Source organism: Streptomyces yunnanensis, from assembly GCF_029011865.1.
GTDB lineage: Bacteria > Actinomycetota > Actinomycetes > Streptomycetales > Streptomycetaceae > Streptomyces > Streptomyces yunnanensis.
Genome location: NZ_CP095749.1, coordinates 1,224,350 through 1,243,716, shown reverse-complemented (window position 1 = coordinate 1,243,716; position 19,367 = coordinate 1,224,350). Strand labels below are relative to the sequence as shown.

Sequence of the window (19,367 nt, the reverse complement as noted above, 5' to 3'; positions counted from 1 at the left end):
CTCAGGGCCTCGCTCGCCCACCAGGGCGAGACCAGGACGAGCGGACTTGGTGCCCTTCTCGTACCAGTGATTCGCCTGCCAGAAGCGCCAAGCCTTAGCGGGATCCCCGTAGCGCTCCTTGATGTAGCTCAGGCCCCACTGGATCTGAGTAGCCGCGTTGTCGCGCCAGTCGGAGCCGGCCGAAGCCATCTTGGACCCGGGAAGCGACTGAGGGATGCCGTAGGCCCCGGAGCTGGGGTTGGTGGCATTCCAACGCCACCCAGATTCGTTGGTCCACATCTGCTCAAGAGCAGCGAACTGCGAGCCCCACCCCAGGGACTTGAGCATGGCTACCGCGATGCCCTTGGCCTTAGCCGGCGATGCATGGACGCCACCGCCACCCGTGTACGGCAGGACGCCGTCAGGGGCAACCAGGGAGCCAGGCCACGGGTTGAAATGGCCCCCACCAGAGCCGCCACCCGTCACGTTGAGCGGGTGGGAGCCGATCCGAGGCGCCCAGTAGCCCACACCAGCACCCCAGCCGTTCTCAATGGCGGAGATCGGCACACGGTCAATGCAGCCACGGCGAAGCACGTCGTTCGACCACACGTAGCCCGGAGTGGTGTCCGCAAGGGCGATGTGCCCGAAAGCCCCGCCGATGTTGGGCCAGTACACGGCAGCACCCGGAGGGATGTTCTTGTCCCCGCGGGTAGCACCGGAAGCCCGGTAAGCGGCAGCCGCAGAGGGGTACAGGCCGGAGAGGCCCCAGGCGGTCTCTGCGTTCATCTCACAGAGGTTGTACCAACTCGCCGACCCAGACTCGGACCGAGCCCGCTCGACAGCAATCGCGTTCTTGGCGGACTGGGTAGCCGTAAGCGCGGTGTGCGCATCGATGTACTGAGCCCACTTGTTGGCCATCGGCTCTGTCCTGGCGAACATGCCCTTCTGGATGTGACCGACAGTGCCAAACGCAGAAGCGATCTTGCCCAGAGCGGGATTGATCACGGCCTTCCAGCCGGCAGTCAGAGCATCCGAATAGCCTTTGTACGGGTCGTTCTTGTGCTGGTTGACCCAGCCAGCGCCGTCCACGTTGAGGCTCAACGGAGCCTTCTCGCCGACGACACCGCCATTGGCGAACATGTTGCCCCCGCTCCTGGCGGCAGCGTTCCATGCGTGGATCGTCTCGGCGCCCAGGGCGCGAACCACCTCCGGACGAAGGATCCCTTCCCCTGGACTGAGCACGGCCGGAACCGTGTCCACACCAGGGGCGTAACCGGGCACCACACCACCCGTAGCGAAGTGCACGGGCTTGAGGGGGTTGCCGGTGCCGGCGAGCTTCGCCATCTGCCCCAGCATCGCCACAGCACCGCCGTTGTACGGGCCATTGACCGCGCTCCTGGTGGAGCTGGTCACGAAGCTCATGGCGTTGCCCCAGGCGCTCTTGATCGCCGAGGCCGACGACTGGAACTGCGACTGCACCCCACGAACACCACGCTCGATCGAGGAGAACGAGCCCGACAGCTTCGTCCAGGAGGCGCCCACCGTGGACGTGACGCCCGCCCATACGGACGTGTTCGATGCCTGGAACCGCTTCTCACTGTTGGTGAGATCCACAGTGAGGTAGCGGCCGATGGCCTGAAGGCTTGGCTTGACCTTGGCCACCCAAGACGTCTGGATATCAAGAGAGATCCGGTCCCAGTTCGACTTGTTCTGAGAGACGAACTCCTTCTCAGCGGCGACCATCGTCACCGTGAAATAGGTATCGATCTTGTCCAAGACTGGCTTCATCTGCTGAAGCCACACCTGGTTGGACTTCTCCGCAGCCTGCTTCAGAGACTCGGCAGTGTTCGGGATGCCTTGCTTGGAAGCGTCGCCAGTACTGCCACTCCGAGCGGCCTTGTTGAGAGCCAAGATGTTTCCCGCACCGAGAAGCCTCACGGCTTCCGGGCGAAGGACGGCCTCACCAGGAGACAAGACAGCCGGCACGGTATCCCTGCCCGGCGAGTATCCGGGGACGATACCGCCAGTGGCGTAGTGCTTAACGCCACCACTCTTCTTCTTGGGGGCCCGGGAAGAGTGGACGATGCTATCCACAATGGCACCGGCAGCACTAGCAGGGTTTGACCACTTTGCGAAGAATGCCGCGATATCCCCGATGTGCTTCTTGAAGGACCGAGAGATGGCCTCACCCATGTCGGAACCAATTTTTTCCATGGAGTTGACGATGGAATCATGGTTCTTGTCGATGGTCTTCGGCAGGCTTCGCAGCGCCGAGTCGAGCTTGCTGTTAGCTTCCGACGGCTTGAACTTCGACTTCATGCCGGACCAGAGGTCAGCCATAGCCCGCATGTGCGGGTCCTTCGACTTCCTCAGAACCGAGAGGTTCTTACTCCACGTGCCTTGCCAGTTCTTGTTGACCTTGCCACCGTTCTGAACGAACTCGTTGTACAGGTCCTCAAGATTGGTCTCGGCAGTCGAGAGGGACTTAACCGTGCCCTTGCTTACCGAGTTCGGGAGCTGCTTCATGTACTTATCGAAGGCGCCAGCGATACCCGAAGCGGATACCTTGCCCTTAAAGCCCATCTCGTCGAAAGCCGCACCGGCTTCCTTGGACGTGATGCGGGTCTTGTCGCCCATCAGGGCGAGATCACCGCGAAGGCTCAGAAGCGCCCCAGAGCCCTTCTTCATGGCTTCAACCACGAAGCCACCCATGGTGTCGCCCAGCTCGTGTGAGGCAACCTTCGCCGCCTGCGACTGGGAGGTCATGCCTCGAACCTGGGAAATGGTCTGCTCAAGACCCGGGTTCTCCCCGACCTCCTTGAGTCGGGACATCTGAGTGGCGAGGTTGCCGACGGCTTCCTTGGTGTTGAGGCCGTGCGACTCCAGGCTGATCAGGGTGCCGATGACCTGTTGAGTATTGAGGCCGGCCTTCGTGAGCTGATCCCCGTACTTGTTGATGTCGGTGGTCAGCTTGTCGAAGCTGACGCCCTTCATGTTGGCGGCCACGGCCTTGATGGCGTCTCCCATGCCGAAGGCAGCCAACTGGATCTTGCGCTGCGTCTCGGTCGTGGCCTGAGAGATGTTCTTCATCCACTGGTCGAGATGCGTGGCCATCGCCTTAGTGGCGGCATCGCCATGCTGGTTGACCTTAGCGAGGGTAGTTTTCCACTGCTTCGACTGCTCGGTGGTGATCTTCCCGCCGTTCTTGAGGACCGCATGAAAGATGCCGTCGAGCTTCGTGCCCATATCCACGTTCATGTTCCACGCGGCATTGGACTCGGAGTCCTGCATCTTGCGCATGTTGGACTTCCATGTTTTCAGCACGGCGTCTCCGCCGGTCTGGACGACATGGAGGTACTTCTTCAGGTTGTCCTGTGCCTTGTTCTCAATACCGTCAAGCTTGGCGGCCTGGATCAAATCTCCAGTAGACCGAGCCATAGCATCAGTGCTGACCTTGAAAGAGTCCGCGATATTGCTCCACGCGGCAGAGAAAGACTTACCTGCCTTACCGAACTGGAACGTCAGTATGTAGTAGAGGCCCATGAAAACGTTGCCCAGGGCCTTCGTCCAGTCCCAGGAAACGCGAAGCGCAGCAACGATAATCCGGACCGTCGAAGCGACTGAAGCACCAATTACGTGATCGTGGCGCTCGATAAAGTTCGCCAGTCCCTGAATGGCGCCGGCCACCTCGTCGATGATCGGCTTCAGGTCCGTGTACAGCTCATCTGAGAACGCCGAGAAGGCGCCCTTGATGCCGCCGTTGCCCGTGCCGTCCGGGTTGCCGGATACCGCGGTACCGATAGACCCCAGAGCGTGCCCGAGGGCCGAGAAGGCGTCGCGGAGCGGCTTCGACTTGTCGTAGGCGAAGGCGAACCCGGCGGCCAGGGCGGCGACGCCGGCAGCGATGGCCAGCACCGGAGCAGAGATCGGCGCCATGGCAACGTCCAGGGCCGTGGCGCTGACAGCGGCCTCGTCCTCCGCAGCACTGAGGAGGGTCATCCCCGCTGCCGTGGCTCGCAGCCTCCCGATGAGCTGAGTGGAGCCGAGAGCCGTCGCCATGGCCTTCAGCTCGCCAACGCCCTTCGTGACCTTGCCGATCACCACCAGCCCCGGGCCCAGGAGTGCGACGGCCGTCATCACCTTGCCGATGCTGGTCTGAACAGACGGAGGCAGCCGACCGAACTCTTCGCCGAGCTTCGCCACCGCACGCAGAGCAGCAGCCGACTTGTCCACGACGAACCCAGAGAACTGGATGAGCACCGGGAACGCGTTCTCCAACGCGGAGTTCAGGTTGCCGACGGAGCCGGCCAGGCCCTTGACCTGCCCCTGGACCTCCGGGCCGACGAGGCCCGTCTTGAAGGTGTTCTTCAGAAGGATCCACTGGCCCTGAAGGGACTCGGAGGCCGCTGCCGCGGAGTCTGTGTATGTCTTGTCTGTCTGAAGGAACTTGATCAGCTTGGGCATGACGTCCTTGGACAGGAGTCCGCCGGTTGCCGCCATCTTCTTCAGCTCGTCCGTGTTCTTGCCCGTGGCCCTGGACAGCAGGTCCCATGCCGGGATGCCGTCCATCGTCAGCGTGTTGAGTTCCTTGCTGTTGATGGCCACACCCATGAGCATGTGCTCAAACTGGATCATGGCGCGGTTGGCCTGCGACTGAGTCAGATGGTGAGCTGCGATGGCATTCGACATCGCGTGAATCTCGTCAGTGACCGGAGCGACATTGGTCTTGATGGACGACAGGATCCGCGCAAGCCGGTACATGTCATCGACGGACACCGGGAGCTTCTTCGACAGCTGGTCGATGGTGTCCACCATCTCGTTCGCGGCCTTGGCACCCTTGAACGCCTCGATCGCCGCAATCGTCCGATTGCGGAGGTCACCGAACTTCACGGCAACGTCGAGCACGCCGGCACCGATAGCCACCAGAGGACCTGACACGAAGTGCGTGATGCCGCGGCCGGCGCCGCCGATGGCGTTGCCCAGCCGGGTCGTCTCGTTGTGGAGATGCCCTGTAGCGGTGGAGGCCCGGCCCATGGACGACACAGACTGATCCGTGGCGCGGTTGCTCAAGAGCTGCTGTCGCTGAAGAGCAGCCTCAGCAGCGGCCCGACGCTCCTGGGCGGACTCGTTGGCGACGAGAGTGCGCTGAAGACGTGACTCCGCAAGGGTCTGTTCGTTCTCAGACCGCACCAGATTCATGCGGGCCGTGAACAGGTTCTTGGAGGCCGTAGCAGCTTCCTTCGTCGCAGCCGCAGAGCGCTCCTGGGCGGCAGCGAGACCGATCTCGGCCTGCTTCGTCCGCTCGACCTCGACCGCCAGGCGGCCCATCGTGGGACTCAGCCTCTCAATGGACTCATTGAAGGAGCCCAGAGCCTCACGAGCCGCCGCGGTGCCCTCAACGATGCCCCGCGAGAGACTTCGACCAATCCTCGTCCCAAGGGCAGCCATGTCCGTCTTGCCAAGAGACTCCGCGAACGAAGCCGAGAAAGACTTACCGCCCTCCCTACCGATAGCCCCCAAGCTCTTAGTGACCCTGGAAGCAAAAGCATCCATAGCCTTCTGATTGAGGATGGGGGCTACTTCCACATAACCCTTGCCGACGTTGATGTCGGCAGAATTACCAGCCATAAGTCTTTCCTTACAACATAGCGTTGATATCGTTAAAGAACTTGGCCACCTCCGCCGAAGACGCCAATTCGGGCTGAGACTCCTCTGCCGAACCCATGCCGGGCCGAGGCAAGGGCTCCGGGATGGGTGCATCGCTGTCTTCACTGTTGGCCTTGATGAACATCCAGTTGGACGCCTCAAGGCTGTCCGCAATGTTTGCCAGGATGTGAGTCTCATCCGGCCAAGTAAGACGCTCATCAATAGCAGGAGCCAAAGCGCACTGGCCACGCATATCGATAAGACGGGATACGAGAACGTACAGGCGACGCAAGGAAAGCCGTCCACGCCACAAGTCGCACAAGTCGATGCGGAAGAACTGGAGCAGATCTGCTTCTAGTTCCTCGGAGTAGTCATTGAGGACGTGGACGACCCATGTCAGTTTCCCGGATTACCGAATCCCGCAGCCTCAGCAATCTTCTCGGCAAACTCACCAAATTCACGGATCGTGCACCGGAGACCCTTATAGGCGGCCCACTGCTCTTCGCCAATGATCGCCTTCATAATCTTCGTCTCACCCGCGCCATCCTCGATCACCTCAAGAACCTCAGCAGACAGATCCATCGGAGCCGGGATCGTGAACTCGACACCCTTGAACTCGAATGTGGTCGGCTCGTCGTTAGCCTCAGCCTGAACGGCCTTCTTCGCAGCAGCCATGATGAAAACCTCTAAAAATCTATGCTTGTTTGAGAAAAGAAAAGAGGGACGCTTCGGGTGCGTCCCCAGAACCCATGAAGTTATGATCTGGAGTCTATTAGCTCTTGATCTCGGCCGTAGCGGTGTAGGAACCCTGATCGAAGTTCGAACCGGTAGCCTTTCCATCGACGCCCGCGGTAACGTCCGCGATCTGGTCGAGCTGCGGCTGCGGCTTCGGAGCGTTCAGCTTGAACTCGCCGGTCGCAATCGGATCAGCATTCTCACTGTCCTTGGCGAAAACCTTCAGGGTGTAGGTACCCGGAGTGTCGGCAGCGTCAGACTTGATGGTGCCGGACAGCTTGCCGTCTGCCTTGACATCGTCAATAGTGACGGAAACAGCCATGTTGGCCTCCTTAGTGAATTGGGATTACTGCTTTTCCGCAGTACCCGTGTAGGAACCGGCCCCGAAGCTAGAGCCGGAAATCTTCGCATCGACACCGGCCGTGACATCGCCGATCGCGTCGATAGTGGGCGTCGCATCAGACACGACGATCAGAGAAGTGGAGGCAGAAACCTTAGCCTTCTCCGGGTCATCACCTTCATACACAGTGATGGTGTACTCACCAGGCTGGCAATCCGACTCCACGTCGAGCTGAGCCGAGAAAGTACCCTTATCCGTGGTCTTCACGTCATCATCAAAGTGAATCTTGTCGGGAGTCGGCCCTTGGACATCAATGAAACGAGGCATGGTCGTACTCCTTACTTCTGCTTCGTCGCCTGGGCGTGAAGCTCAGCGTTCTTGTCGAACTCGCGACCGTTGATGGCGGTAGCGCCGCCGGCCCTAACCTGAGGAGTCTCAACCGCAACAGTCGGCAGGAGCATGTTCGCGTCGGTGTAGTACTGGCCAAGCGAACCGTTCTCGTCCAGGGCGTCAATGGTGATACCGAACGACTCATTGTCAGTACGGTTCAGCTTGATGGCGTCACGGTCGGAAACAATGGCGTGCGGGATGACCAGGCGGTTATGCACGTCCTTGTCGGCCCAGTCAACAATGACGACGATCTGGGAAAGGTCCGGGCTCGAAGCCAGATCAAGAACGTACTCGTCGGCATTGCCTTCAACCGGCTGCCACTCCGCACCGAAGTACAGAGACGTGACAGTCGGGTTGACCTCCATGAGCGTGCTCTTGAGCTGAAGCGAAGCCGACTTGACCGAGTACATAACTGGGGTGGCGGACTGCCATGCCTCAAGAGACTGGGTCTCGATCTTCGGAGTAAGGTCAACGCCCTCGGTCGTGGCATAGCCAAGCGCGTGGAAACCATCCGGGATCTTCGGCAGGCCGGTCTCAGGGTCGATCTCACCGATGCCCTTCGGGGCCGCCGCGGAGCCGTAGGTGCCGACGGCGATGCGGCCATGCGGCGCAAAGCGAATGTTCTTGGAGTTATTCTCAGCCATTGTCTACCTCAAAAATAAAGAACTGGATCTGGTGGACGAATCGAGACTCATCAGACCCATAGTCGGGAAGTGTGACGGGGGAATCGACTTCCCGAACATCCGCCACGTAGTAATTGGAAACAACCTGATCAGGGAAGTGCTCTAGCAGATACTCGCGGGCCACATAGGCAAGGCCGGCGGCCTCGGACTTTGACTTACCGAAGAAGTTCAGGGTGAAGTCAAACCGGTCCATGCGGTGCTTGACGACACGTTCGCCACCAGCATGGTCAGCAATGATGGCCGGTTGGCCAGTCTTGCGGCCTACCATGTCGCCACCGATGAACACATGCTTCAGCTCTTCCAGAGACCGCAGGTAGCGAACCAGGATCTCGGCGGGATCTATACGCATCAGTACCTCGAAGCCTTCAAACCACGCGACAACAGATGAAGACCTGCATGCCACCTGCCGGCGCGGTCCTTGAAACCGAACTCCAGGAAGCCCCAGTTCACCGAGTCCGAGTACGCCACGGCCTTCCAACCGTCAGCAGTGAGCCGGGACTCGGTCTTGAGGTTCGCCGCGTACGAGTCCGGATGCGGGGCCTTCCCCGTCTCCTTGTCGTGCCGCTTCGGGGCGTGCGCGTACGCATACTTGGCGGCCTGCAGAGCCTTCTCATGGCACAACTGGCCAACCTCGTCGGTGCGAGCCACACGCTTCGAAAACTCAGGATCGAACTCAAAGGTGGCCATCAGCAGACCACCTTCTTCAGATCAACCCGCACGTGCTTCAAGGCGCCAAAGCGCCAGTCCTCGGCGAGACCGTAGACCTCCCACATGTCGCCTTCGTGCCCGACAAGGTCAGTGGTCTGGATCTCAACGCCCGAAGGGAAGTAGCCCGTCGCGTACTGAACGGCCGTATCCCGGTCGCCCTTGAGGTCACTCGCCTTGTTCTTCCACGGCGACACACAAGCCAGCCCAGACCACCTTGGAGACGTCTCACGCTCCCTATGCGCCTCGTACACGTCCCGGACCAGGACCGTGCCGTACACGGCCACGGGATCCACGAAATAGCGATCGAACATGGCCGGCCTACCTCCGAAGCGAGGTAGACACGACGCGGAGCCGGTACTTCTTCAGGGCCTGCCTGGACGCCGACGAGAGAGTCTGCGTACCAGACGAGTACTGCACCTGAAGCTCCCCGACACGTTCCATGGAGACCCCGGGAGACTGGGCCAGCCACCGGATGACCTCCTGGGCGCACACGGCCCGGATGTCCTCGGGCACCTCGGCGTAGCCGTACGTGAGCCGCACGAACACCACAGGGAACGTGGTCTCGGCCTGCGTGGGCCACCAGCCGCGGCGGCGGACGAGGAACCCGTCCTCGTAGAACCAGTCCCTCAACGGCGCAGGATCCGTACTGAACTTGACGTCGAAGATGTCCGTGATGGGGAAGAGCTTCCAGGGGAGCCGAAGACGGGGACCACGGCAAGACGTAATCCCGATGACTTCGTCTGTGTGGCTCTGAAAGTCCTTGCCGGTCTCCGCCGTGATGAGAGCTGAGACGTCCTCGATCAGGGCCTGGATCTTTGCCTTTTCATCCTCGGAGATGGGCCGCCCGAGACGAGCGGCCACATCATCCAACGTAATGAGGGCAGTCATCAGCCCTCCGAAGCATCCTTAGTAACAGCACGCTTCTTGGCCGGCGAAGCCTTCGCCTTCACTTCTTCTCCCTTGCCCCAGCCAAAGCCAGCCGCCCGAGTATTGGCGCCCGCCTTGACACTGTTCGGCGCAAGGGCTAGCGAGGGTCCGCGGGGCAGATAACAAGCTGCTCGGGGCGAATGACCTTCGCGTCGAACGCCACACGGGACTTGATGCGGTCCGTGAACGAGGCTTCCGGCTTGTACGCCTGCATCTCTGCGAACGGGGTCACAACGCTAAGGGCGTTGGTCGAACCGAGGAGCATGTCAATGCCCTGGGCGTCAGTGCTGTAGGTCTTCACCAGGCCCGGGTTCGAAGTCGGAACCAGGTTGCCAAGAGCGTTCGAGACGCGGACGTCAACACCCAGGATGGTGCCGATGGTGCCGGTCGGAATGACCGAGCGACCGAGCTTGCTGGCCTCAATGAAGCGCTGGTCACGAAGCAGAGCCGCACGAACGGCCGGCGAGACCACCAGGAACCGGTCCGCCGGAGCGTTCTTCAGGTCCAGGTTCTGCATCATGCTGATGAGGGTTTCGTAGACAAGGGCATGATCGCCGTTGTCCTTCTCCATGGCAACGTTGTCGATGATGCCGTGAAGAATGTCCTCGTCGGTCGGAGCGGCGCCGTCCCTAACGGCGTTGTAGTCCAGGCCCGATCCCTTGTGCGCCTTGGACTCCGTCGCCGCGAACTTGACCGTGGTGGCCACGAGCTGGTCCATCTTGATGGCGGCCTGGCGGCCACGCTGACGGACCAATTCGGTCATCTTGTCGATGCCCGGCTGAGTGAAAAGCTGGTCGAGCTTATCAATCTCCAGATGGAAAGAGCAGCCCTTCTGAACCGTCATGGATATGTACTCAAGCGCTGCACGGTCAACCTTATCCGTGATGTTGTCGTAGGCGCCCACCGCGTCATAGACGTTCACGGTGTCAAGGAAATGCGGGATATGAATGGTGTCGCCACCGCGCCGGAACTCGCCCTCGTAGGAGCGGTTCACGATCTCCGGAGCAGCCAGAACAGTGGACTGCTCCAGGTCACGGAGGAGCTGAGAAGTCCAGATCTCGGGGCGGAAGGTGGCCTCAACGTTCGAGGTGAGACCATGCCCAGGCTGGACGTTGAAGCCAGCATCCGGGGTAATAGCCATAACTCATGTCCTTAAAAAGAGGAAACAAAAAGGGCCCCGAAGGGCCCTGAAGAGAGAAACGAAATGGTTAGATCTGCCCGCGCATCAGCGCGTCGAGCTTTCCAGCATCACGAGCCTCATTGATCTCACGCGGGCTCATGTGCTTGAGGTCATCGGCAGTGAGCTGACGGACCTTTGTCGGGCCACCACGAGGGCCCGTGTCCCTAAGCGGCGGAGGAGTCTTCTTGGGCTTCGCCGGCAGGGAAGAGATGAACGAGTCGATAGCCTCGCTGTTGGGCGAGCCATCCTCACCGAGGAACTTGTTCAGGTCCAGGAAGTCAGACGAAGGAAGCTCCGTGCCGGCCTTGCTGGCAGCGGCCTTCAGCTCCGCACCCACTAGCCGCGTACCGAACTCGCCAGCAGCCGCATTGCGGCCTTCCTGACGTGCAGCCTCAAGGGCCTTCTCCTGATCAGACATCTGGGCCTTGCGCAGCTCCTCAAGCTCCTCAAAGTTACTCTTGGCGCGGGCCTCATTCTTTCGAGCCAGGGCCTTCCACTTCTCGGCCTCTGCCTGCCAATCAGGACTAGTCGATTCCTCGGGAACCTCATCAACCTTTGCGGTCTCTTCGTGAGTCTCATGCTCGCTCATGTTTGTTGCTCCTTTTCGGGCATGAAAAAAGACCCTCGCCGTTACGGCAGGGCCACGGATCAAAGTGCGTGTTAGACGCCGGCCTTTTCACGGGCTGCGTTCTCAGAGTTACCCCGAGGAGCCTTGTCGGCTTCTTCCTCGGCGGTGGGGGCAGCCTTAGCCGGCTGCGGATTGATCGACGGGAACTGTTCCTGCATCTTTTCCTGTTGTTCCAGCATCGACGTGAACCGGGAAATCTGACTGGGGGAGTACCCGGCATCTTCCCAAAGCTGCTGCCTCGGAACACCGAGAGACAGCTTCTTCACCAGGGAATCAATGTGCTGTGCCTCAGTGCGATGCTCAGGGTCACGCCACAGAACCTCGATAGCTCCCGGCTCCAGGTCCTGGCCCATCACACGGAATGCCAGAAGCATGATGCGTTCCCATGCCTCACCGAAGTGCAGCATCCTCTCGCGGGTCTTAGAGATCAGGCCGGCCTCGGCCGACGTGATCGCATCACCGGAGGGGATAACAGCACCCTGGAGGAAGTAGTGGAACGGGATCCGGGAAGCAGACGCGAGATGCTGAACGAGCATCGTCACCAGCGTCGAGTAGTTGCCGAGATCCGCGGCTTCAAACTGACCGAAGCTCGCTCCGGGATCCTCGGCCTGGAGCAACTTGTCTACCGCGACCCGGAAGGGCTCGATGGGGTTGCCGTCGGCATCCTCCTGGATCTCCAGGCCGGTGACGTAGCGCTGCGGCCATGCCGCGTACTCCGACGCCACCAGGGCGTCAGCCACCGTCTTATTGATGGCGTCCTGAAGCGGAATAATCGAATCAAGATCAGACAGGGGATCACCGGTGAGCCGGGATCGGTTGTTGATCGGCACTACCGGGATAACCCCGAGAGGATTCGGTATGCCCTCGGAGCTACCAACCCAGTCACCGTCATAGGTCTCGAACTCGTAGACCGCGTCAGCCATCCACAAAGTGGCGTACTGCCGACCCCAGTCATCCGTAAGGAACTTCGCTGCGGCCACCAACTCACGACGAGACCCAGGCATGTACTGGACAGCCATGTTCTCAGCCGACTCGATAGTGATAGCCGGCTCGCCATCCTCGCCCCACCACACAACTCCATAAGAAGCACCCTGGATCATCGCATCGAGGTGGGCCGCGTTGGAGTCGGCATCGAGGAAGTTGCGTTCCCAGATCTTCTGTGCAGCGTTGTCAGCCTCAGGGGTATCCGCCATCCGGAAGCCCTCGATCTTCATGCGCTCATTGACAGAGTCAACAATGAGTCCACAGAAGTTGTCCGACCAGCTAGAGAACGCCTCACCGAAGGCATTGCTGAACTTAGCCTGAGCGAACATCATGCGCTGATGCTCACCCTCGTAGTACTCGGCGAACCGCTTGATGCGGTCCAAGTTCCCCTCGTACTTAGCGAGGAGATACTGAAGCCACTGAATAGGCGTATCAGGCACACCAAAGGCGGCGCCAGGAGTCTCTATCTCGTATCCCATATAGCTTCCCTAGAATCCGACCACTCTCCCTCTCCGTCGGTTGAGTCGTCCATCAGCAATAGCGTCCGCCCGAGCCTCATAGGCCAGAATCGAGCAGACAGCGAGGTCAATCTTTCGCTTAGAGCGAGGAGTGTTCTTGCAAACAAGAAGCCCTTGCGGAACTTCGCGGGTCACACAGTTCAAAACATGTTGGGTGATCTTTGGGTCACCGTCATGCTTCAGATCGCCGACCATCACGGCGGAGTGCATGCGCTCTGTCGCGTTCACCATGCGAGTGGGCTTGTTGGTCCAGTACTCGTAAACGATGTCGTCGCCGTACTCGATCGCCCACCGACCAATGGCGTCCTGCCAGTAAGGCGGGTCGCAATACATCCACTCGACCTTGTACGTCTCGAAGGCCCGCCGCACCGCGGCCTCGACACTCAGAACATCGACTTCCCAGTCATCGTCTGACTTGACATGCTCAGGGCGCTCCCACAGGCCCAGGAGGAACAGCTTCCCGTCCCGTAGGCGGGCGCCGACCAAACCTGTGCTGTCTCCGCGGATCGACCCATCGAAGCCGACGGCTATCTGCTCGCCTGGCCTCACCGGATCCTTCTCGTCCAGACACGCTTCCCAGGCTGCCTTCGACATCCAGCCGTCAGCGTTCTCCTGGATGTTGTTGAGGTAGAACCGGTACGCGACACCAGGCGGCGTCAGCGGAGACTGAACCGTCTCCACCAGGCCCTCGATGTCGGCCCACCAAGAGTCTCCGTACGCATCACGAAGGCCCTGGGCGACCGCCTCATCGTCGCTCAGGTCGATGTCAGCCTGAGCCTCGATGCAGTCGTACAGGTACCGCTGAGAGCCGCTGAGAAGCGCCTCGTGGATCCTCTGAGCCACAGAGTTCTCAAGCGGGTTGTAGGCGTTCGTGGTCTGCACCCAACGAGAGCCAGGGTTACCCGGCTTATGCACGTTGCGATCCAACGTCTCGAAGACGTACGTGCCTTGGTTCGAGTCCACCCAGTGATGCGTCTCGTCCATGATGACGAACGTCGGGCGGCCACCCTCAAGACCACGGCTCGACGCCGTAACGGGAACGATCTTCCCTGGCCGGCCATCGTTGAACTGGATCAGATGCTTACCGATGTCGAGCCCGTACTCAGCCTCAGCAGGGGACTCGGCGAGCATGCCGCGGAGCATGTCTAGCGTCTGGCCGCACTGGTCGATCGAGGTAGCAGCGATCTGCACCAGGGGCAGCGGCACGGTTTTAGCAACCGGCATGCCGTTCTCGTCGAAGTGGCTGAAGCGGCACGGGCCGATGAACTCGATGATGCAGAGCGCTGCGAGGAGCGGGGTCTTGCCCCAGCCCTTTGCCCGCCTCAGACAAGCATCCGAGTACAGCCACTTGCCCTGATCATCGATGGAAAACATCCAGAGGATGAAGCGGATTTGTTCCGGAGTGAATCTCCAGGGCTCACCCGAGTGATCGCCGTCAGGCTGGACGATGTAGCGCTGAGCCCAGCGGATGATGCCGTAGCCGAGAGACCTGTTAGGAGCCGGGACGCCTTCAGGGAGGTTCCCGGACTGGCTCATGCTCCACCGCCGCCGTTCAGCATGCGGTACAGCTCCTCATCGGAGATTTCAGGCTCGGCCTGCGCGGGGTTGCTGGTGCCCTGGACCGTCTTCCCGCCCTGGTCCTTCATGCGGAGCCGCTGACGGTCCGCCACGGTGGCGCCGAGCATCGACTCGTTCTGACGGATCTCGGCGAGCGTGCTGGCCTTCGGATCGTTCCAGTAGGCGTTGACAAGGGCAGCGAGCTGCTGAAGGCGCTCCCAGTCGGTAGGAAGGAAGGCTTCGACCTGGGGGGAGTTAATCCACGTGATCCACCAATTCAGCGTCTCGGGGTGGTATGCCTCTCCGTTGCGGAGCACAGGCACCGGGACCTTCCGACCCTCAAGGATCTCCTCAGGGTTCTTGTTGCGCCGCATCGGGTTGTCCTTGGGGAGACGACCCTTACCATGTGTTGCCATTTCGGCCTCCTTGTCTATGCCTCCTTTTTCAGGCAGCACTAAAAAGCCGGGCCTTCAGGGCCCGGCAACATTACTTCTTGCGCTTCGGCGCAGCCTTCTTAGCGGGAGCCTTAGCCACAGCCTTCTTCGGCGCCGGCTTGGCGCCAGGCTTCACCGGGGCACCGGGAGCAGCAGGCTTGCCCTTGGTCTTCGCCTTGTTCTTGTTCACGTTGAGGTTGCTAGCCGCCATGGCGACTCTCCTTCTGGGTCTTGTTTCGATGACATTCCTTGTGGAGGCTTCTCAGGTTCGACATGTCGTGAGAGCCCCCGCGGGCCAGCGGAACCAGGTGGTCTACCTCGGTAGCTCCTGTGCCTCCGCAGAGGTCACACACGCCTCTGTCCCGGATCAGGACCTTGCGCCTGGTGCTCGTCCACCCTGCGGGCCTCTGCGTCCTCCAGGCCGAGCCCCTGAAGGGCTCCCGCTGATGCCCAGGGCACCGGCCTTCGCGGGTCGCTGGTTTGGTGCAGCCTTCACGGATGCAGACCATCTTTGCCCTGGGCATGGGTAAGTCCTTCCTTGGCCGATAGATTCTCTCGTCCAGCCATAGCCGCATAGGGCGGCTATCTTTGTGATTCTTTATCTGCGGTTATCTCCGACCAAGGAGAATGGGGAGAGGCCCAGGGATTCATGTCTGGCCTGGGCCTCTCGGTTGCCTAGGATCTCTACCAGGAGGAACTAAATGAATTATCTAACTCAACTAGGAGATCAACTAGGATTCTATGTAACTTACATCCCTGTAGAATCTAACTCCTTGGAGTGTAAGTAGAGATCTTATATAGAGTAACTACTCTCTCTTTTCTTTCTTACATGAGATACGTACTTGTCACAAACGCCGATTGGTTACCCTGATGTGGCGAAGGTCACGAGATGTGGGGTCCTAGGGCCCTGGGGGCGGCACGTTCCGCCTTGGATGGTGTACCGTGGTTGACCATACGCAGAAAGGTAAAGCGTATGATCAACAACTGAAGATCGAGGAAGGCAGGCATGAGCAACGAACACGTGGACCTCTCCATGTTCCCGCAGCCCGAGCGAGGCGAGAAGCTCCCCTCGGGGCACGTGCTGAAGCGCCTCCACCAGGCTGGATACAACTGGAGCCAGCTCGCGAGGATCTACACCCAGATCAACGGGGAGAAGGTCACCCAACAGGGTGTGCAGTGGAAGGCCGCCAGCATCGGCTACAAGCCCCACCTCGGGTCGAAGGAACGGGTCAGGATGATCCCGTACACGATCCGCCGTGAGCCCGGCCACGACCACGGCAACTCAGCCCTTCACCAGCGGCTTCGAGACCACCTGACAGAACGTGCCGGCGAAGACCTCCCCGTACGCCGCGGCGCGCTCCTCATGAACTGGCGGGGTCGGCTCCAGGACCAGGTCATGGTCTACGACTGGGAAAAGGGCTGGAAGCTGACTCCTCGAACCGAACAAGATGAGGATCTTGTGATTCGCTGGCCCGAGGGTGTTGCGAAACCGGATCCGGCTGACCTTGATCTCTTCAGACTCCCGCCTAAGTTGACCTAAGCAACTTTTTATTCGATCTTCAGATTCATCTCGTTTTCATCACGGCCCCTGCCGAGGGTAGATCAACTTCCCGGCAGGGGCTTTTTCGTGGTGTAATCTAACTTGGATGCTGTACGGTGGTGCGTACGGCTCGTTAACGCCAGAGAGAGAGTCCAAAGGGATGCTTGTCCTAGCCGAAACCCTCGATTATGTCGATCTTGAGGAAGCAGGCCGGATAGCCATGTGGGCCTTTGGGCTGATGGGATTGGCGCTCGGGAAGATAGTTGACTGCTCGACTATCTATCGCAGAGCAGCGACCGTGATCGTAGACGCCGAGGTGAGAGAACTGGGGACGGTCTACACCGTCACCGCCTCTCCAGCCATCTCCCAGCAGGACCTAAAGATCATCGAGGACCGCATAGGACTCCTCAGTGACATGGACAAGATCACAGAGTTCCGGCACACGAGCACGGCGCAGTGCCTGCCCGGAGCTCCTGAATGTACCGTCACCTACTACGCGAAGAAGGACCCCTAATTGTCTGAGCACTACTCGGTATCGCAGTACACCACCTACGCGCAGTGCGCCCACCAGTGGCGCCTACAGCGGCGAGAGCGGGCCCCGCAGCGACAGGCAGCGTGGTTCGAGCACGGCAAGGCATTCCATGCCGCCATCGAGCAGTACGAGCGCCACGGGCGCACGCTGGGCCCTGAGACCGTGGTCGGCTTCTTCGAGCACGAATACGACATGGGCATCGAGGCTGCTCTCGACCGGGAGCCCGAGCCCTACATGTGGATGGCCGGCGGTCGCACCAAGCCCGAGACCGACATCAAGCGCAGGCTCGACGTAGGCGCCCAGCAGACCCGGGACTACATCACCTGGGCCCAGCAGAGCCCTGACCGCATCTGGACCACACCGGACGGCCGGGCAGCCATCGAGCTTGAGTTCCGCCTCGACCTGGACGGCGTTGCTGTCGTCGGCTTCATTGACCAGATCGTCGAACACCCCGAGCGGGGCCTCGTAGTGCGAGACCTCAAGACCGGCACCACGCGGAGCCTCTTCCAGCTCGCCACATACAAGATCGCCATTGAAGAGCTGTACGGCGTTGAGGTCAACTACGGAGACTGGTACATGGCCAAGACCGGCGGTCTCAGTGAGCCGGTAGACCTCCGCTATGTGACGCGTGACTGGCTCGCCGAGCAATACAGCATGCTCGACCGCGGCATCAAGAACGAAGTCTTCATCCCCAACCCAGGCTCCCACTGCTTTGCTTGCACCGTGAAGCCGTCCTGTAATTACGCCTCGTAACTTGTAGGCTGTACTATGGAAGTAGGAGGTTAAGTTGTTCAGCCTTAGTCAGATGACTCAGATCAAGGGTGCGGCCGGCGAGCCGCTGCCCAGCCCCTTCCCCGGGCTGGAGAAGCGCGAGACGCAGTTCCGGCGAGGAGAGTTCTCCATCATCGCTGCCGGCCCCGGCACGTTTAAGAGCATGTTCTCGCTCCTCCTGGCCATCCACGCCAACCGGCCGACCCTGTACCTCTCGGCGGACTCCAACGCCGCCACGCAGCTCGCCAGGGCCGGCACGATGCTCACTGGAGTCCCCTCCAAGGTCATGAAGCGCAAGGTCCGGGAAGACGACCTGGACGACGTGAAGAAGGTCCTGGCAGACCGCTGGTGGCTCCGGTTCAACGTCTCGGCGCAACCCACCCTCGACGAGCTGGAGCGGGACGTGGCTTGCTATGAAGAGGTCTACGGCCGCGGATTGTTTCCGCACCTGATCGTGGTGGACAACATCACCAACCTGGAGAACAACTCAGCCGACGCAGAGTCGTTCACCTTCAGCCTGGAGAACATGTGCGACTACCTCAACAGCATGGCGCGGGAGACTAATGCTCATGTCCTTGCCCTGCATCACGTCACAGGGGAGTGGTCGGACGGCCTGAAGCCGATTCCCCTGTCTGGCGTGAAGGGCAAGATTGGTCGAGTACCCTCCATGATCCTCACCATCCATAAGGAAGTGGACGACATGGACAACAGCACCATCCATGTCAGCACGGTCAAGAATCGAGAAGGCTTCGTGGACCCTTCCGGGAACTCGTTCGTCTCGTACAAGTTCGACACCAACAGCCTCACCGTGACCGAGGTCAGCGGCGAATTTTTTTAGGTCCCAACTTGTAAGCTGTACGGAGGTGTGAGAGAATGGAAGTACAAGCAAGGGGGAAACCCCGGAAGGGGTACCGCTTCTGCGGAAGCTGCGAGAAGAACCGATCGGAAAGGTTCTTCGCCCCAAGTGGCAAGACGTGTTCTTCTTGCCGGAAGAAAGCCCGCTCTAAGTCCACACATGAATCCCGGGTCACGGAGACTTACGGCCTCCTCTCCGGTGAATACGACAAGCTCCTAAAGGAGCAGGGCGGGTCTTGCTCCATCTGCAAGCAGACCAGAAGTGGGCGTCTCGACGTAGACCACTGCCACAAGACAGGGCAAGTGCGGGGCCTTCTATGTGCCCGGTGTAACCGTCAGCTCTTGGCTAGGGGACTTAGAGACAGTCCCGAGATAGCGCTTAGCGCCTATCGTTATCTGAATGATCCGCCGGCGCCGAGAATCATCGGCGTACGGCTCCACAAAGACCACTCTAAGTAACGAGTAAGTTAGGTAGCTTCCGCGGTTATGGCCCATCCCGACTCTGCGCACGGCTTCATCTCGGCGCACCATCTCAAGGCCATCTCTGGCCGCCGGATGACCTCGCGCCTTGAGAAGGACGTCGTCAAGTACTCCTACACCGACGGTGAAGAGCAGAAGCAGCCCTACCGCCACTACAAGATGCCCATGACGGTCCGCAAGCAGACCGCGGAGGACAAGGCCCGACTCGACCGCCTTCGCACCCGTCGTGCCATCAAGTCGCCTTTTGCTCCCTTCTAACTTGGAGGCTGTACCGGCATGAGTAAGCCGGACATTGCAACGGTCATCGCTCACTACTACGGGACCGACGTCTCTCCCCGATACCGGTGGACAAAGATCCTGTGCCTTGAGCACGACGAAACAAACCCCAGCGCAAGCGTCAACACCGAAGACCAAAGGTGGACATGTTTCGCCTGCGGGATCTCGGAAGACTCATTCGACATGATCATGAGAATGGAAGGC

22 protein-coding genes and 3 pseudogenes are annotated in these 19,367 nt (G+C 60.2%); 7 read left to right on the top strand and 18 right to left on the bottom strand.

Annotated features, from left to right (window positions below; translation table 11 throughout):
• Positions 1 to 60 precede the first annotated feature (60 nt).
• From MOV08_RS44090 to MOV08_RS44085, 18 genes and pseudogenes are all read right to left on the bottom strand, one after another.
• A pseudogene (locus tag MOV08_RS44090) lies at positions 61 to 414 on the bottom strand (aggregation-promoting factor C-terminal-like domain-containing protein); the annotation flags it as partial.
• Between the two features lie 3,927 nt (positions 415 to 4,341).
• Positions 4,342 to 5,013: pseudogene (locus MOV08_RS05220) on the bottom strand (tape measure protein); the annotation flags it as partial.
• A 604-nt stretch (positions 5,014 to 5,617) separates the two neighbouring features.
• On the bottom strand, positions 5,618 to 5,917 hold the full coding sequence (locus MOV08_RS05215; RefSeq protein WP_275306524.1) for a hypothetical protein: 300 nt from the start codon (positions 5,915 to 5,917) through the stop codon (positions 5,618 to 5,620).
• A gap of 104 nt (positions 5,918 to 6,021) precedes the next feature.
• On the bottom strand, positions 6,022 to 6,300 hold the full coding sequence (locus MOV08_RS05210; RefSeq protein WP_275306523.1) for a hypothetical protein: 279 nt from the start codon (positions 6,298 to 6,300) through the stop codon (positions 6,022 to 6,024).
• Between the two features lie 97 nt (positions 6,301 to 6,397).
• Positions 6,398 to 6,682, bottom strand: a complete 285-nt coding sequence (locus MOV08_RS05205) for a hypothetical protein (RefSeq protein WP_275306522.1) — start codon at positions 6,680 to 6,682, stop codon at positions 6,398 to 6,400.
• A 24-nt stretch (positions 6,683 to 6,706) separates the two neighbouring features.
• Positions 6,707 to 7,027 carry a hypothetical protein gene (locus tag MOV08_RS05200; RefSeq protein WP_274911802.1) on the bottom strand — a complete coding sequence of 107 codons (321 nt, stop codon included), beginning with the start codon at positions 7,025 to 7,027 and terminating at the stop codon, positions 6,707 to 6,709.
• A gap of 11 nt (positions 7,028 to 7,038) precedes the next feature.
• The gene (locus MOV08_RS05195; RefSeq protein WP_275306521.1) at positions 7,039 to 7,734 is read right to left on the bottom strand and encodes a phage tail tube protein; all 696 of its coding nucleotides are present in this window, start codon (positions 7,732 to 7,734) and stop codon (positions 7,039 to 7,041) included.
• Positions 7,727 to 8,122 (bottom strand): hypothetical protein, encoded by a 396-nt coding sequence (locus MOV08_RS05190; protein ID WP_275306520.1) that lies wholly within the window; start codon positions 8,120 to 8,122, stop codon positions 7,727 to 7,729. The genes MOV08_RS05195 and MOV08_RS05190 overlap by 8 nt, the downstream gene beginning before the upstream one ends.
• The gene (locus MOV08_RS05185) at positions 8,122 to 8,460 is read right to left on the bottom strand and encodes a hypothetical protein (RefSeq protein ID WP_274911799.1); all 339 of its coding nucleotides are present in this window, start codon (positions 8,458 to 8,460) and stop codon (positions 8,122 to 8,124) included. Before MOV08_RS05185 ends, MOV08_RS05190 begins: the two co-directional genes overlap by 1 nt.
• Positions 8,460 to 8,792 (bottom strand): hypothetical protein, encoded by a 333-nt coding sequence (locus tag MOV08_RS05180; protein WP_275306519.1) that lies wholly within the window; start codon positions 8,790 to 8,792, stop codon positions 8,460 to 8,462. Before MOV08_RS05180 ends, MOV08_RS05185 begins: the two co-directional genes overlap by 1 nt.
• A 7-nt stretch (positions 8,793 to 8,799) precedes the next feature.
• Positions 8,800 to 9,369, bottom strand: a complete 570-nt coding sequence (locus MOV08_RS05175) for a phage gp6-like head-tail connector protein (protein WP_274911797.1) — start codon at positions 9,367 to 9,369, stop codon at positions 8,800 to 8,802.
• 136 nt (positions 9,370 to 9,505) lie between these two features.
• Entirely contained in the window at positions 9,506 to 10,549 is a 1,044-nt protein-coding gene (locus tag MOV08_RS05170) for a phage major capsid protein (protein WP_275306518.1), read from the bottom strand.
• Positions 10,550 to 10,616: 67 nt separating this feature from the next.
• On the bottom strand, positions 10,617 to 11,177 hold the full coding sequence (locus tag MOV08_RS05165) for a hypothetical protein (protein ID WP_275306517.1): 561 nt from the start codon (positions 11,175 to 11,177) through the stop codon (positions 10,617 to 10,619).
• A 71-nt stretch (positions 11,178 to 11,248) separates the two neighbouring features.
• Positions 11,249 to 12,679: a phage portal protein gene (locus tag MOV08_RS05160; protein ID WP_275306516.1), complete on the bottom strand. Its 1,431-nt coding sequence runs from the start codon at positions 12,677 to 12,679 to the stop codon at positions 11,249 to 11,251.
• Positions 12,680 to 12,688: 9 nt separating this feature from the next.
• Complete coding sequence (locus MOV08_RS05155; protein WP_275306515.1) at positions 12,689 to 14,254, bottom strand: terminase large subunit; 1,566 nt, start codon at positions 14,252 to 14,254, stop codon at positions 12,689 to 12,691.
• Positions 14,251 to 14,691, bottom strand: a complete 441-nt coding sequence (locus tag MOV08_RS05150) for a phage terminase small subunit (protein ID WP_275306514.1) — start codon at positions 14,689 to 14,691, stop codon at positions 14,251 to 14,253. The genes MOV08_RS05155 and MOV08_RS05150 overlap by 4 nt, the downstream gene beginning before the upstream one ends.
• Before the next feature lie 70 nt (positions 14,692 to 14,761).
• Positions 14,762 to 14,920 carry a hypothetical protein gene (locus MOV08_RS05145; RefSeq protein ID WP_275306513.1) on the bottom strand — a complete coding sequence of 53 codons (159 nt, stop codon included), beginning with the start codon at positions 14,918 to 14,920 and terminating at the stop codon, positions 14,762 to 14,764.
• Positions 14,910 to 15,218 carry an HNH endonuclease gene (locus tag MOV08_RS44085; RefSeq protein WP_420834280.1) on the bottom strand — a complete coding sequence of 103 codons (309 nt, stop codon included), beginning with the start codon at positions 15,216 to 15,218 and terminating at the stop codon, positions 14,910 to 14,912. Before MOV08_RS44085 ends, MOV08_RS05145 begins: the two co-directional genes overlap by 11 nt.
• Before the next feature lie 497 nt (positions 15,219 to 15,715).
• On the opposite strand from MOV08_RS44085, the gene MOV08_RS05140 reads away from it, so the two are divergent.
• The 7 genes and pseudogenes from MOV08_RS05140 to MOV08_RS44080 all read left to right on the top strand — a co-directional run.
• On the top strand, positions 15,716 to 16,249 hold the full coding sequence (locus tag MOV08_RS05140) for a hypothetical protein (RefSeq protein ID WP_275306512.1): 534 nt from the start codon (positions 15,716 to 15,718) through the stop codon (positions 16,247 to 16,249).
• Between the two features lie 106 nt (positions 16,250 to 16,355).
• Positions 16,356 to 16,763, top strand: a complete 408-nt coding sequence (locus MOV08_RS05135) for a hypothetical protein (protein ID WP_275306511.1) — start codon at positions 16,356 to 16,358, stop codon at positions 16,761 to 16,763.
• The gene (locus tag MOV08_RS05130) at positions 16,764 to 17,534 is read left to right on the top strand and encodes a RecB family exonuclease (protein ID WP_275306510.1); all 771 of its coding nucleotides are present in this window, start codon (positions 16,764 to 16,766) and stop codon (positions 17,532 to 17,534) included.
• A gap of 52 nt (positions 17,535 to 17,586) precedes the next feature.
• The gene (locus tag MOV08_RS05125; RefSeq protein WP_275306509.1) at positions 17,587 to 18,390 is read left to right on the top strand and encodes an AAA family ATPase; all 804 of its coding nucleotides are present in this window, start codon (positions 17,587 to 17,589) and stop codon (positions 18,388 to 18,390) included.
• A 35-nt stretch (positions 18,391 to 18,425) separates the two neighbouring features.
• Positions 18,426 to 18,866: an endonuclease domain-containing protein gene (locus MOV08_RS05120; RefSeq protein ID WP_275306508.1), complete on the top strand. Its 441-nt coding sequence runs from the start codon at positions 18,426 to 18,428 to the stop codon at positions 18,864 to 18,866.
• 27 nt (positions 18,867 to 18,893) lie between these two features.
• The gene (locus tag MOV08_RS05115; protein WP_275306507.1) at positions 18,894 to 19,145 is read left to right on the top strand and encodes a hypothetical protein; all 252 of its coding nucleotides are present in this window, start codon (positions 18,894 to 18,896) and stop codon (positions 19,143 to 19,145) included.
• Positions 19,146 to 19,163: 18 nt separating this feature from the next.
• Positions 19,164 to 19,355: pseudogene (locus MOV08_RS44080) on the top strand (CHC2 zinc finger domain-containing protein); the annotation flags it as partial.
• Positions 19,356 to 19,367: the final 12 nt, after the last annotated feature.

Bases quoted from the DNA above. Each gene is read 5' to 3' on its own strand.
- MOV08_RS05150 (WP_275306514.1), bottom strand. From the start codon at position 14,691: ATGGCAACACATGGTAAGGGTCGTCTCCCCAAGGACAACCCGATGCGG.
- MOV08_RS05160 (WP_275306516.1), bottom strand. From the start codon at position 12,679: ATGGGATACGAGATAGAGACTCCTGGCGCCGCCTTTGGTGTGCCTGAT.
- MOV08_RS05140 (WP_275306512.1), top strand. From the start codon at position 15,716: ATGAGCAACGAACACGTGGACCTCTCCATGTTCCCGCAGCCCGAGCGA.
- MOV08_RS05190 (WP_275306520.1), bottom strand. From the start codon at position 8,122: ATGCGTATAGATCCCGCCGAGATCCTGGTTCGCTACCTGCGGTCTCTG.
- MOV08_RS05155 (WP_275306515.1), bottom strand. From the start codon at position 14,254: ATGAGCCAGTCCGGGAACCTCCCTGAAGGCGTCCCGGCTCCTAACAGG.
- MOV08_RS05185 (WP_274911799.1), bottom strand. From the start codon at position 8,460: ATGGCCACCTTTGAGTTCGATCCTGAGTTTTCGAAGCGTGTGGCTCGC.
- MOV08_RS05170 (WP_275306518.1), bottom strand. From the start codon at position 10,549: ATGGCTATTACCCCGGATGCTGGCTTCAACGTCCAGCCTGGGCATGGT.
- MOV08_RS44085 (WP_420834280.1), bottom strand. From the start codon at position 15,218: ATGGTCTGCATCCGTGAAGGCTGCACCAAACCAGCGACCCGCGAAGGC.
- MOV08_RS05120 (WP_275306508.1), top strand. From the start codon at position 18,426: ATGGAAGTACAAGCAAGGGGGAAACCCCGGAAGGGGTACCGCTTCTGC.
- MOV08_RS05175 (WP_274911797.1), bottom strand. From the start codon at position 9,369: ATGACTGCCCTCATTACGTTGGATGATGTGGCCGCTCGTCTCGGGCGG.
- MOV08_RS05135 (WP_275306511.1), top strand. From the start codon at position 16,356: ATGCTGTACGGTGGTGCGTACGGCTCGTTAACGCCAGAGAGAGAGTCC.
- MOV08_RS05145 (WP_275306513.1), bottom strand. From the start codon at position 14,920: ATGGCGGCTAGCAACCTCAACGTGAACAAGAACAAGGCGAAGACCAAG.
- MOV08_RS05165 (WP_275306517.1), bottom strand. From the start codon at position 11,177: ATGAGCGAGCATGAGACTCACGAAGAGACCGCAAAGGTTGATGAGGTT.
- MOV08_RS05200 (WP_274911802.1), bottom strand. From the start codon at position 7,027: ATGCCTCGTTTCATTGATGTCCAAGGGCCGACTCCCGACAAGATTCAC.
- MOV08_RS05195 (WP_275306521.1), bottom strand. From the start codon at position 7,734: ATGGCTGAGAATAACTCCAAGAACATTCGCTTTGCGCCGCATGGCCGC.
- MOV08_RS05180 (WP_275306519.1), bottom strand. From the start codon at position 8,792: ATGTTCGATCGCTATTTCGTGGATCCCGTGGCCGTGTACGGCACGGTC.
- MOV08_RS05115 (WP_275306507.1), top strand. From the start codon at position 18,894: ATGGCCCATCCCGACTCTGCGCACGGCTTCATCTCGGCGCACCATCTC.
- MOV08_RS05210 (WP_275306523.1), bottom strand. From the start codon at position 6,300: ATGGCTGCTGCGAAGAAGGCCGTTCAGGCTGAGGCTAACGACGAGCCG.
- MOV08_RS05205 (WP_275306522.1), bottom strand. From the start codon at position 6,682: ATGGCTGTTTCCGTCACTATTGACGATGTCAAGGCAGACGGCAAGCTG.
- MOV08_RS05125 (WP_275306509.1), top strand. From the start codon at position 17,587: ATGACTCAGATCAAGGGTGCGGCCGGCGAGCCGCTGCCCAGCCCCTTC.